The organism is Tahibacter aquaticus (assembly GCF_004363655.1).
GTDB lineage: Bacteria > Pseudomonadota > Gammaproteobacteria > Xanthomonadales > Rhodanobacteraceae > Tahibacter > Tahibacter aquaticus.
The window spans coordinates 1-12,952 of the sequence record NZ_SNZH01000014.1 but is presented as its reverse complement, the minus strand read 5'-3'; the positions used below and the strand labels follow the sequence as shown (position 1 = coordinate 12,952).

General features: G+C 63.2%; 9 protein-coding genes. 4 read left to right on the top strand and 5 right to left on the bottom strand.

From position 1 onward, the window contains the following. Positions 1-31: 31 nt before the first annotated feature. On the bottom strand, positions 32-1,810 hold the full coding sequence (locus DFR29_RS20180) for an ABC transporter ATP-binding protein (RefSeq protein ID WP_133820451.1): 1,779 nt from the start codon (positions 1,808-1,810) through the stop codon (positions 32-34). Between DFR29_RS20180 and DFR29_RS20175 the strand changes: the two genes are divergently transcribed. Together DFR29_RS20175 and DFR29_RS20170 are read left to right on the top strand one after the other, a co-directional pair. Beyond that, positions 1,804-2,739 (top strand): hypothetical protein, encoded by a 936-nt coding sequence (locus DFR29_RS20175; protein WP_133820450.1) that lies wholly within the window; start codon positions 1,804-1,806, stop codon positions 2,737-2,739. The two genes, DFR29_RS20180 and DFR29_RS20175, sit on opposite strands and share 7 nt — an antisense overlap. A 61-nt stretch (positions 2,740-2,800) precedes the next feature. Further along, entirely contained in the window at positions 2,801-3,274 is a 474-nt protein-coding gene (locus tag DFR29_RS20170) for a hypothetical protein (RefSeq protein ID WP_133820449.1), read from the top strand. A gap of 135 nt (positions 3,275-3,409) precedes the next feature. Here DFR29_RS20170 and DFR29_RS20165 read toward each other — a convergent pair whose 3' ends face one another. Both DFR29_RS20165 and phaE read right to left on the bottom strand, forming a co-directional pair. Continuing rightward, positions 3,410-4,474: a class III poly(R)-hydroxyalkanoic acid synthase subunit PhaC gene (locus tag DFR29_RS20165; protein ID WP_133820448.1), complete on the bottom strand. Its 1,065-nt coding sequence runs from the start codon at positions 4,472-4,474 to the stop codon at positions 3,410-3,412. Between the two features lie 9 nt (positions 4,475-4,483). Beyond that, entirely contained in the window at positions 4,484-5,581 is a 1,098-nt protein-coding gene (gene phaE / locus DFR29_RS20160) for a class III poly(R)-hydroxyalkanoic acid synthase subunit PhaE (RefSeq protein WP_133820447.1), read from the bottom strand. A 375-nt stretch (positions 5,582-5,956) separates the two neighbouring features. Between phaE and DFR29_RS20155 the strand changes: the two genes are divergently transcribed. Then, the gene (locus DFR29_RS20155) at positions 5,957-7,255 is read left to right on the top strand and encodes an alpha/beta hydrolase-fold protein (RefSeq protein WP_166654229.1); all 1,299 of its coding nucleotides are present in this window, start codon (positions 5,957-5,959) and stop codon (positions 7,253-7,255) included. Between the two features lie 249 nt (positions 7,256-7,504). On the opposite strand, the gene DFR29_RS20150 is transcribed toward DFR29_RS20155, so the two are convergent. Next, on the bottom strand, positions 7,505-11,200 hold the full coding sequence (locus DFR29_RS20150; RefSeq protein ID WP_133820445.1) for a reprolysin-like metallopeptidase: 3,696 nt from the start codon (positions 11,198-11,200) through the stop codon (positions 7,505-7,507). A gap of 306 nt (positions 11,201-11,506) precedes the next feature. Here DFR29_RS20150 and DFR29_RS29340 point away from each other — a divergent pair, with 306 nt between their 5' ends. Then, positions 11,507-11,650 carry a hypothetical protein gene (locus tag DFR29_RS29340; protein WP_166654228.1) on the top strand — a complete coding sequence of 48 codons (144 nt, stop codon included), beginning with the start codon at positions 11,507-11,509 and terminating at the stop codon, positions 11,648-11,650. A gap of 253 nt (positions 11,651-11,903) precedes the next feature. On the opposite strand, the gene DFR29_RS20145 is transcribed toward DFR29_RS29340, so the two are convergent. Then, positions 11,904-12,647, bottom strand: coding sequence for a hypothetical protein (locus tag DFR29_RS20145; RefSeq protein WP_133820444.1), 744 nt, complete (start codon positions 12,645-12,647; stop codon positions 11,904-11,906). Positions 12,648-12,952: the final 305 nt, after the last annotated feature.

The window sequence follows — 12,952 nt, the reverse complement described above, 5'->3', positions numbered from 1 at the left end:
AGCGCCGTTGCGGCTCAAATCGCGCCGCGCCTCACGCCGTGCCGGTCTGCACCCGCCACAGCGCCGCGTAGCTGCCGCCCCGCGCAATCAGTTCCGGGTGCGTGCCGCACTCGACCACACGGCCCTGCTCGATCACGGCAATCTGGTCCGCCTGCACGATGGTCGACAGCCGGTGCGCGATCACGATCACCGTGCGCTGGTGCGCCAGCCGCGCGAGCGAACGCTGGATCGCGGCCTCGGTTTCGTTGTCCACCGCGCTGGTGGCTTCGTCCAGCAGCAGCACAGGCGGATCTTTCAGCAGCGCGCGGGCAATCGACAGGCGCTGGCGCTGGCCGCCCGACAGCTTGACGCCGCGCTCGCCGACCGGCGTGTCATAGCCCTGCGGCAGGCGCAGGATGAACTCGTGCGCCTCGGCCGCCATCGCCGCATTGACGATGTCGGCTTCGCTGGCGCCCGGCCGGCCGTAGGCGATGTTGTCGCGCACTGAGCCGTCGAACAGGAATACATCCTGTGCCACCCAGCCGATCTGGCTGCGCAGCCAGCTCAGCGGATACGCCGCCAGCGGCCGGCCGTCCAGGCGAATCTCGCCGCGGCTGGGCTCGTAGAAACGCAGCAGCAGCTTGATCAGCGAGCTCTTGCCGCCGCCGGTCGCGCCGACCAGGGCCAGCGTGCGCCCGGCCGCGATGGTCAAGTCCACGCCGTGCAGTACTTCGCTGCCGTTGGCATAGGTGAAATGCAGGTCTTTCAGCGCGATCTCGCCGCGGGCCGGATGATCCGGCAAGGTCTGCTCCGCATCGCGGATCGAATACGGCGTGGCGAGCAGGCCGAGGATGCGCCGGGTCGAGGCCATGGCGCGTTCGAACAGGTCGATGGTCTCGGCCAGGCGCGTCAGCGGCCACAGCAGGCGCTGGGTCAGGAATACGAGCACCGCATAGAAACCCGCCTGCAAATGACCTTCCAGCACCAGCTGGCCGCCGCGCACGAAGGTGCACAGGAAGCCGAACAGGATGGCCATGCGGATCAGCGGCACGAAGGCCGAACTCAGGCGGATCGCATGCCGGTTCGCTGCCACGTAGGCCATGCTTTCCTGGCGTAGGCGCTCCAGCTCGCGTTCCTCCGCGGCGAAGCTGCGGATGGTGGCGATGCCGGCCAGGTTGTTCGACAGGCGGCCCGACAGGGCCGACACCTTTTCCCGCACCACGTCGTAGCGCGGCCCGGCCTTGCGCTGGAAATAGAACGCGCCCCAGAGAATCACCGGGATCGGCAGGAAGGCCATCACCGCAATCTGTGGAGAAATGGCGAAGAACACCGCGCCGCAGGCCAGTACCGTCACCACCACTTGGATCAGCTCACTGGCGCCGCCATTGAGGAAGCGTTCCAGCTGGTTCACGTCGTCGTTGAGAATGGCGACCAGGCCGCCGCTGGAGCGGTCTTCGAAATAGGCCAGGTCGAGGTTCTGCACATGCGCATAGGCCGAGCTGCGCAGTTCGTGCTGCAGGTCCTGGGCCAGGTTGCGCCACAGCACCAGATAGGCAAACTCGAAGATCGACTCGAACACCCAGATGGCCAGGGTGAGTGCGCCCAGCAGGTAGACTTGCTGCAGGGGATCGGTCACGCCGAACCCGGCCACAAAGGAACCCTGGCCGCGTACCACCACATCGATGGCGATGCCGATCAGGATTTCCGGCGCGACATCGAACAATTTGTTCGCCACCGAACACAGGCTGGCGGCTATGAAACGGGCGCGGTACGGACGCGCATGACGAATAAGCTGCCACAAGGCAGCAAACGAAGAGGTGGAAGATGGCATCGCGAAAGCCTAGCACGGAGATACCGGCCAAGCGCGCAAGCACGTCGCCCGAACAGCAGCGCGACGCACAATTCCAGGCCCTGCTGCGCACGGCCTGCATCAAGGCGGCCGGCGTCGGCGCGCTGTCGGCACTGGTCGGCGCCATTCCCGGCGCCGGCGTGCTGTTGCGCTTCACCCTGGGCGAGCTGGCCGACATGGCCGCCGTCACGGCGATCCAGGAACAGCTGATCGAAGACACCCTGACCCTGTACGAACTGCCCCTGCCCGACGCGCTGCGCCGGCCGCTGATCGCGCAGATCAGCGCCCTGGGCGCGGGCGCCAGTCTCGGCGTCGATGCGATCGGCCGGCGCATCCTCGGACGCTTCGGTTCCAAGCTCGGCGGCAGCGTGTTCAGCCGCGTCGCGCCGCTGATCGGCGTGCTCACCAGCGCCGTCGGCAACGCCGCGACAACCTATGCCATCGGCCGCCGCGCCGAAGCCTTCGCAAAGGTCGGCGCCGCACCAGCCGACAGCCTGGCCGAGGCCTTCCGTGCCTTCACCGGCGTGGACGAACGCCGTGTCTGGGACTGGTCGGTCAGTGCCACGCGCGAGGCCCTGGGCACACTGGCCAAGGTCACGGCCAAGTTCAAGGCGATGAATCCGTTCGGGCGCAGCGACCTGGCGGATTTCGACAGTGGCGAAGAAACGGCCGAAGCGTCGCCGGACGATGCCGCGGCCAGGCCGAAGAAGGCGCCGCGCAAGCCGCGGGCGGCGGCAAAGAAGGCAGAAGTGAACAAGGCAGCGGCGAAGGCTTCGACAGGGGCCGCAACAAAAGCGTCTGCGAAGAAAGCCGCACCCAAGGCTGCAACAACGAACTCCCGGGCGGCTGGCAAGCCGGGCAAGGCCAAGGCTGCGCCGAAGCCGACGCGGAAAACGCGGAAGGACGATTAGCTGCTGCCCGGTCCGGGCACAAGGCAATGGCTAGGACCGCAGCACCTCATCCGGGACAGAAATGAGCACGGAAGCCCATACGATTACACAATCTCCGTTGCTGGAAATGGAAGATATCGAAAAGGCTGTGCTCGACAGCGCAGCCTTGACGCCGGCCGAGGCAGAGGAGCGCTTTCGGCGTATCGGCGACATTCTTCTGCTGAATGTCCAGGTCCTCGATCTCGATGAGGATATCGACAATCTGGCGACTTTCGCGGTGGGAGCAGCAGAAGAACTGTCGGACTTCCTGCGTGAACGGACGCTGCGCTTCGCCGGCCGCAGGCATTGGCAATACCGGCCCTTGATCCTGAAGAAGGGCGGCAACAACGACGCATTCAGCGATCTCTATCCACCTGAGTTTCGGAAAGAAACCATGATGGAATGCCTGCTTTACAACTTGTGCAAGGATGACCGGTTCGCCGAGGGTGCGAACGCGCTGGCGGGGCTGCGGGACTACCCACCCGTGACAAAAAAAGCAAGAAAGACAAAAAGATAAGGCTGCGCATCAGCCGTCGCCGGGGCCAAGTTCGGCCCGACGCCATCACGCAGCGGCAGGTCTGGACGCGGCCGCGTGCTACGAAACACAACGGTTTTCCGGGCGGCCCGGCGCAATGCGCCGGGCCTCGGGGCATCAGGATCGCTTCGCCAGCCACTCATGAATCGCCGGCGGCACTTCGCGTTGGGCGCGGCCGGAGACATAGATGCCGATATGGCCGCCCTTGAACGCGATCTGCGAATAGTCGCTGCTGCCCACCGCGTCCTTCAGCGCGCGCGAGGCGGCAGGCGGAACCAGGTGATCCTGTTCCGCGAAAATGTTCAGCACCGGTGCGGAGATGTTCTTCAGGTCGACGCGCTTGTCGCCGATCGACAGGCCGCCCTTGAGCAGCTTGTTGCCCTGGTAGAAATCCTTGATGAACTGGCGGAACGCTTCGCCCGCCTGGTCCGGCGAATCGAAGATCCACTTTTCCATGCGCAGGAAATTTTCCAGTTCGGTCTTGTTGTCCAGAATGTCCACCAGGCCGACGTACTTCTGCTGGTTCAGGCGCATGGGCTTGAGGGTCAGGTAGCAGTAGTTCATCAGGTCGGCCGGGATATTGCCCAGCGTGTCGACGAACAGATCGACGTCCAGGTCCTGCACCCAGTGCGACAGCATGTTGTCCGGCGTGTGGAAATCCACCGGCGTCACCATGGTGACCAGGTTCTTCACCTTGTCCGGATAGATGGAACTGAAGCAAAGCGAGAAGGCGCCGCCCTGGCAGATGCCGAGCAGGTTGATCGCGTCCACGCCGTGCGACTTGCGCAGGAAATCCACGCAACGGCGCAGGTAGCCGTTGATGTAGTCGTCCAGGGTCAGGTACTTGTCGGAACCGTCCGGATAGCCCCAATCGATCAGATAGACGTCCTGGCCCTGGGCCAGCAGGTTCTTCACCAGCGAACGGTCGTCCTGCAGGTCGACCATGTAGGGCGTGTTGACCAGCGCATAGCAGATCAGCAGCGGCGTCTTCTGCGTCGGCGCGCGCTCGCCCTTGAAACGGTACAAAGTGACTTTGTCGTCTTTGTAGACGGCTTCCTTCGGCGTCACGCCAAAGGTGACCGGGTCCAGCGAGCGCAAGGTCTGCGCACCGGCGGACAGTTTCTGCTGCAGCTTCAACGCGTCGTCCAGCGCCTTCTGCGGTTCGATACGGATCGGGCCCATGGCGGTTCCTTAGCGCTTCGTCTTTTTGGTCGGGGCGGCGGTGCCGGCATCGGCAGCAGCCGGCTTGCCCGCGGCAGGTTTGCTGGCGACAGGTGCGCTCTCGGCCGGCTTGCCCGCCGCCGGCCTGGCATCGGCCAGCTGCTGCTTCAACGCAGCCACTTCGGCGCGCAATGCGGCAATTTCGCCGGCCAGGTCGATACTGCCGGCTTCCTGGGTGTTTTTCAGATTGCGGCGCAGTTCCTGCACCGACTTCTCCACGCCCTTGAGTTCGGTGCGCGTGGGAATCCCGAGCTGGCGCGTCTGCTGTTCGACTTCGAGCTGCATCAGCGAACGCACGCGCATCTGTGCGTTGACCATGGCGCCGTAGACCTTGCGGAATTCGTCCGACAGGGCGATCTCGCCGTAGGCTTCTTCGGCCGAATCGATCCACAGGTCGTAGACCGCACGTACCGAGTCGAGCTGCCGGCCCGGTTCCTCGCGCTCGGCCAGCTTGGACTGGAAGCGTTCGAAGCCCTGCTGGCTGGATTTGAGGATCAGGGTGTTATAGCGGTTGGTCTGCTCCTGGTACTCGACCAGGGCTGTACCCAGTGCCTGCCAGCGTTCCTGGTGCTCGCGCGCCAGGCCGAAGGCCGGCATGCCAAGGCCACTGAGCATTTCCTGCTTGAATGGGCCGACGCCGCGGCTGAACTCGGCCATCAGCTGTTCGAAACCCTTGGCACCCTGGCCCGCCATATCGCGGAAATTGGTGCCGAGTGGATTGTTCCACATCGCCGGGTCCATGCCCGGGATATTGAAGCCGTTGCGCAGCGCCTCGGTCCAGGCCGCGGCACTGCCGTCGCCGCCCTGTCCCAGCGAACTGTTGAGCATGGACTGCATCAGCGACACATACGATTTGGCATTGGCGGTGACGCGGTCGACCACGTCGCTCTGCGAGTTGCCCTTGCCGAACAGCTGCGACCACTGGTCCAGCGCGGCCTGCCAGGGAGCATTCGCATCCAGCTTGCCGAATCCGGCCGGGGGCGTGACACCCTGCGACTTCCAGCCATCCCAATAGCGCTGCGCCAGCGCCTGCCATTGGTTCATCCAGTCTTGCGCTGAATTCGACATAAGCCTCTCCAAAGTGCGGCGCGATGCTACACCGGCCGCTTGTTGCGCCGCAACAAATGCGGCCAGTCCAAGAGCCTACCTTATCTGAGTGTCAATGCGGTGTGGCTTGGCCATGCGGCAGTCACCGCAGCGCCTGCATGCGCGACGGCTCAAGGCGCCTGACGCTGCGTGCGGAAATTTTTCAACGTACGGGATCGTCTTCGCTCTCCGCGCCCGTTGGCCGGCGAAACATCGACGGGCGGAGTCAACAGCGCGCTCACCTTGGCCTTCTCGCCATGAACGCACGTGTTGACGCCGCCGCCGAATGCCCAGGCCCAAAGACGCTGGTAGCATCGACCTTCTTTCGAGGAACGGCCCGACATGCCGTCGCGCTACATGTTCGCCTTGCGGCTATGCCTGCTGATCGCCTTTTGCGCCTGCGCGCGAGCCCAGGACAGCGAGCGCGCGGCCTTGCAAAGCCCTCGACTTGCGGCGCTGCTGGCCGAGGTCGACCGCCACGACGCAAACGCCATCGATGCCTTTTGGCGCGAAATAGAAACCGTCCATTCGCCCCTGATCGAAGACCTTCCCGGTCACCCGGACGAAGCGCTGTTCACCTTCCTGTGGCGAGCAGACCCCGACGAGGACGCGATCAATATCCGCCTTGGCGCGTCCTTTCCCACACGCACCATCAACGATCCATTTTCCCGGCTGGGAAACACCAGCGTCTGGTTTACCAGCTACCTCATGCCGCGCAACGCACGCCTGATCTATCGGCTGCGCGCCCCGCAAGGGATGCAGAAATCCACCTTGTCGCGGGATCGCTTCACCATAGAAGGCATCCGCTACGAGCTGTTTCCCGATCCGCTGAACCCGGCAACCTTCCCACGCGGCAGCGCGCCGGCAGAGGCGCAGTCGGTAGCCACCGGCCCCGCCGCGAAGGAAAACGTCTACCTGCAGGCGAAAGCCGGCGTTCCGGCCGGCACCGTGCACAAGGAGGAGTTCGACAGCGCTGCACTGCAGGGAAAGCGAACGCTGACGGTCTACACACCAGCAGGATATGCCGCGCACTCCCCGCGACTGCCTCTGCTACTGGTGTTCGACGCCGAAGCCTATCTCGACCAGATCGCGGCGCCGACCATCCTCGACAATCTGATCGCCGCGGGAAAGATCCCACCCGTGATTGCCGTGTTCGTCCACTCCGCCGGCACGCGCGATACCGACCTGCCGCCGAACGATCGCTTTCCTGCGTTCATCGTCGATGAGGTACTGCCCCATCTGCAGCAGCGCTACCGGCTGACGGCGGACCCGCGCAAAACCATTGCCTGCGGGTCCAGCCTTGGTGGCCTGGCCGCCGCACACCTCGCCTACCGCCATCCGCAAGCCTTCGGGCAGGTCATTTCCCAATCGGGTTCGTACTGGTGGTGGCGCGAATACCAGACAGAGCCCGGCCCCAGCGCCAAAGCCGGCTGGCTGATCAAGCAGATCGCCGAATCGAAGAAAAGACCGGTGCGCTTCTATCTGGAAGCGGGACTGTGGGAGTCCGCGGGCATGATCTACGCCAATCGAATGCTGGCGTCCGTGCTGCGCGGAAAAGGTTATGCCGTGGACTACCATGAATTCATCGGCGGCCACCACTACGCGTACTGGCAGCAGACGTTTCCCGACGCGCTGATCGCGGTGCTGGGAAAATAGCCAGGCCCGCGGCTTTCGCCAGACAGGCTGGATTTCTGCCATTGTCGCCGACGTATCCGCGAGCATGCCGTCCACAGGCTGTGCCAGCGGGAAACGGCGAACAGGCCGCAAGGATGATTCGACTCCGCCTCATGCGACGGCCAGCCCCCTGCAACGCAAGGGCTGGCCGTAATGTGAAACAAGCCACCGGACAAAAAGAGCCCGGCACGGGGCCGGGCTCGGTGCTATCCAACCGCTACTGCATGGCGACTAGGGTTCGAAGCTGTTCTTGAAGATCAAGTCGCCGCTCGCGCACATGCCGGTGCCGATCGTGCACAGCGCCGGCGCGATGCTCGAGGTGAGCTTGGTGCCCGCGGCCGTGATGACCGGGCGGTTGATGGAGAACGCGGTGAAATCGCCACCGTGATCCGCCGCCTGCCAGCCGATGGTCGCGCTGCTGCCGTCCGCACCCGCGGCGTTGTTATAGACGATGTCGAACACGTTCGAGCCTTCGCGGAACAGCACGGCGAAGTCGACGGCGCTGTCGTCGGAGACAAGGGCGCCGCGCCATTCCACCTTGAATACGCGGTTCGGCGCCACGCCGGTAAGCTCGGTGTAGACACCCTTGTTCGCAGCGCTCAGGTTGATGTCTTCCCAGTACGCAAACAATGTCGGTGCGTTGACGGGGAACACGTCCGAACCGCCGCCACTGCCGAAGGCAGGCAAGGGCGTGTTGCCCCAGGCTTCGGTACCGCCCGAGGAGACGAACTGGATATTGCCGTTCGTGCTCACGCGCAAGGTGCTTCCGCCGGCCACCGGCGTGTTGAGGATGGAGAAGTTGAAGCCGGCTGGTACCGTCAGCGAAACAATGCCGTCATCGACGCGCGTACCGGCCAGGAAGGTGCCGGTCGTCGTGATCGTGCCGCCCGTGCCTTGCGTGAACTGATAGGTCGACGCCACCGGACGCCCCACCGGCAGGCTGAAGTTCACCACGCGCGGCGAACCGCCGCCGGCATAGGTGACCGTCTGGGTAAGGTCGATGGTGCTGAAGCACACGACCGTGGATGCGGTGCTGATCTGGTAGGCCGTGGTATTGCCGCCCGTGGCCGCGGCGGCAAGGTTCGCGTACGGCGACGCCGCCTGCGTGATGGTCACGCCCGGGGTCGTCGTCGACAGCGTGCTGGCGATCGCGGTTGCGCCGCTGGCACCTTCGTTCCAGAGGCTCACCGTGGCCGCATTGCACTCGTTCGGCTCGATCAGGTTGTTGTCGGTGTTGACGGTTGCGCTGCGGAAGTTGAGCAGCGGTTCCGGCGTGGTGACCTGCACCGTGAACTCGCGCGTTTCGGCCGCGCCGCAGGTATCGACCGCCGTCGCGCGAATCTTGTAGTAGCCATACGTGGTGCCGGCCACGGTGGTGACGGTGACCGTGCCGTTCGCCGCGATAGCCACCGTGCCGCCGCCCGGGAGCGACGTTGGCGATACCGACACGCCGACGTAGTTGTTGTTCGGATCACCCGGTGCGGCCGAGGGCGTGAATGTCGCACTGCTAACGCGCGTCATGATCTGGCCGGCATAGGTGCCCAGCGTCGGCGCCTGGTTGGTGCTGGCCTGCACGTTGACAGTATTCGTCGTGGTCGAACCGGCGCTGTCGGTGACAGTGAGCAGCAGCGGATAGATCTTGCTGCCGCTGGTCGGCGTCACCAGCGCGCACGAGGCCGCGGCCGTCAACGCGACCGTGCCGCCGCTGTTGGCGACCGATGCGGTGAGTTCCTGCGGCACGTTGCCCAGCGCCACGCTGAGTGTACCGGCAGCGTCCTGCGTATCGGCAACGGTCGCGACGTTGGCGGTGGCGGCCGGGCTGCCCTGGCGCACGGCAAGCGGACCGGTAACGGTAATCGTCGGCGCCGTGTTCGTGCCGCTGATAGCGAAGTTGGCATCGGAAATATCGAAGTACACATTGCCGATGGCTTCCACTTTCACACGCGCCTGCGCCGATGCCGGCACGTTGGCCGGCACCGTGACGTTCGCCGTGCCGTTGTTCGCCACGCTCGGGGCGAGCACGACGGGCCAGGAGTTGCCGCCATCCAGCGACAGCTTGATCGCGACGTTTGCGGTATTCACCGGCGCGGCGCTGGTGTTCGCCACGTTCCAGGTCACGGTCTGCGTGGAACCGGCCGCCCAGCTCACCGCCGTATTCGGTGCGGTGATCGCAAACGGACCCGCCGTGTTGTTGACCGTGAGCACCGTCGACGCTTCGTTGGTGCCGCCGCCACCAGCGCGGTTGTCGCGCACGGTCACGCGGAAGTTCAGCGTGCGGCTGGTGGTCGGCAACAGTTCGCCGGTATACACGTTGGGCGAGGCAGTACCAGGCAAGGGTGCCGTATTCGGTACCACATTCGCATTGTTCAAAATGAAGCGTAGACTGGGGAAAGTGCGCGACGGATCCGGCGTCGGGTCGAACGAACGGAACAGCGGACGCGAGCCGGCGTCGGTCAACGCACCGCCACTGGTCGCGGTACCGAGATCCATCTGCTCCCACAGATAGGTCAGCGCATCGCCGTCGGCATCGCTGCCGGTTGCTGTCAGCGTGAACGGCGTGCGCGCCGGAATCGTGAACGCCGGCGCCGTGCTGACGGTCGGCGGCGTGTTGCCGGTGGCGCTGGACACACCGCAATTGCCGTCGCCGGCAATGAAGGTGAAGATGCGGTTCAAGCTGGAGCGGTGGAAATAATCCTCGCTGTGCGGCTGCAGGTTTTCCGAACCGCAGATGCCCGCATAGGCCATGATGGTGATGCCCGAGCCGGTTTCGTAGGCATCTGTCGCTTCGCGATTGCCGCTGCCGCAGCTGCTTACCGTGCTGTTGAAGGTATGCGGCCCGCCGAACTGGTGGCCCATTTCATGGGCGACGTAGTCGACGTCGTAGGCATCGCCGGTCGGCGCGCCCGAACCCGTCACGCCGTTCGCCTTGCCGCCTTCGGCACAGACCGACCCCAGGCCGGCAATGCCGCCACCGCCGGTGCTGAACACGTGGCCAATATCGTAGTTGGCGCTGCCGACATACTTGTCGACCGCCCACTGGTTTTCGTCGAGCAGCGAGGAACCGTCATCGTTGGTGAACGGATCGGTTGCCGCGTCGGTATAGATGTTCAGGTCACTGTTGTCGACCAGCACCATGCGCACACCGACTTCGCGCTCGTAGATGCCATTGACGCGGTTCATGGTCGACACCATGCCGCCCAGCGCATCGGCGACCGTGCCGCCCTGGAAGGTGGTGTATTCGCCGGTCGCCGACAGCGCGAGACGGTAGGTGCGCAGCGTGCCGCCGGACGAGACGTTCGGCAGCGGCGACACGTCGCTCTGCTGCACGGCCTCGCTGCCCAACGTGACGCCATGCGCATCTTTCACTGTGCACTTCATCGGCTCGCCGCTGCGCGCGTAGTCGGTCTTGGCGTAGGCGATGTAATGCGCCGTGTCGTTCTTCTGGTACGGATCGATGTATACCGCGCCGGCCGCTGAAAGAATCTGCGCGCGCAGGCCCTTCGGCGTCACATCGAAGCGCAGGCTGGCACCGGGATCGGTGATGCCCTGGCCGAGATAGGTGCGGATCTGCGGATACTTTGCCGCAAGGCCGGGCTGCATGATCGGCGATTCGACAATGCGAAAGTCCGCGAACTTGCCGTCCGGCAAAGGCAGCGACAGCGTGACGGGACTGGAGCGCACATTCTGCTGCGCCTCCAGCGGCGCCGTAGCCAGCAGCTGGCCCAGCGCACGGTTATCCAGCGACAGCGTGCGAAAGCGCGCCGGCACGATGGTGCGCTGCGCAGTGCGCGCGACCGACGTTTCCGCGACGTCCTGCCAGATCCCTCCACCGGCGCCAGCCGATGTCGTGACAGCCTGCGCCCACACGCCACCCGCCGCTGTCGCGCACGCCAGGCCGACCAATAGATGAATACCTGTGTATCTCATGCAATTCCCCCTGAAAGTTGATTCCTGCCGGATAGCGCATCCGCACGCCTATCCGCACCAGCGACGCCACTCAAACAGTCGGCCCGAAGCCGCCGGCGTATGGAACGGTCATTTCGAAAAGCCACGTAGCAAAGCCGTTGCCGATCTACCCAATAGACTGATCAAACGCGCCCTTCCATCCAATGCATCAATCCGCCGAAGTTGCCTCCCGGCGACGCCGGATTTGCGGCAGCCAGCGACGGCAAGAACTCGACAAGACAGCGCGAGCACCCGAGCGAGTACATCGGCAGGAAAGACGCAAGGATCGTGGACATTCTGCTCGACGGCGGCAATGCGGCCACCGATGGAGACGGCGCGCTTGGCGGCGGAGTGGTGGGTGGAGAAAAGCTAGTTCTTACGACCGATAGGAACAAGCCGAGTAGCAACTCGAATGTGCCAAAAGATCGTTGATCTTGTCTTGCGATCCAAGACACAGAGGGAAACTAGCCTTACGTTTTTCCGCTTTCTGGATCGCTTGCTCCTCACGCCCCTCTGGTATCACCTTGACCACCACGCTTGCGCGCGATCTGCCACAGTCCAGTCCCTTGCGTGCGGCGCCCTTGTCCGCGCCGGTGTAGCCCGCATCCGCATACACCACACTTTCCATGCCGAGGAGCAACTACGTCGCTTCCGTCACGCCAGCTTCGTCATGCCCAGACGGCAATCATTCACGAGAAAATTTCAACATATTCAGAACGATCCCCAGCTCCACTCCGTTCGAATCGGCTAATTCTGCGCGAGCTTCTTCAGCAAGGTATTGGATGACATCAACGAATTGCCCTGAAGGGAGGAAGTTTCTCCATCCTTGCAAGAAACGAACTGCCGCCCCCCCTTCGACCATTTCTTTCGCAGCCAGCCTTACAACGCCGTCAATGCCATCGAAAAGCTCGGGACCTAGCACGCGCTTATCCCATGGAGAAGCTGGTTCGGCGGATTCGATGGCCTGCAGCGTCGACGAAAAGTCAAAATAGAGCGGGTTTAAATCATGAACCTCTAAATTAAGCGCGATTTCCTGCAAATATGGGGTTGGAATTACGAGCAGATCTTCAGTTTTCAGGTAGCAGAAACGTGCGGCGATGGATCTGAGTTTTGACCTCGCATTATGGTAGCCACCGGTCGCGACAGCGTTGCTAGCGGCGAGGGAAGAAATTTCGTCCGCAATGAGCGACCCATTCTTAAGGGCTCGCACAGCAAGAAGAAAGTCCCTCGCAGTTTCAGACTTCCTGCCTTCGGAGAAGTCAACTTCCATATAGTAGTTACTGCCCCCATCCATGAAACGATCTATTTCAGTCCTGGCAATATCCCTGATTTTTTCCAAACTGATTTCATCTAAACCTGGCAGAGCGAAGCGCACCAGCGCGTCAGCACTTAAAACAAATAGTAATTTATCAAAATTAATATTTATCATCTTAATGTCGGTTTTGTCGGAATGGCCATATCGGCGACTGAGCGCACTCGTTGCGGTATCTTGAAGTGACTACCGCATCCGCTTGTATCAAAATCTTGGATGTCGTTGTTTAGTCCCGCCTTGAGGTCTTTCGCGGCTTCTATATGTCCTTCGTAAGTTCCCTTTCCGACCAGTGGGCCTACCGTTCGCCTATGGAAGGTCTGAACAAGCCCCCCCATTTTGTGCTGAGATTAGCCCACGCAGCAGCAGGACATAACCGATGGACCAGATGAGCTTCGGCGACGGGGAGTACGCGAGCAAGCGCA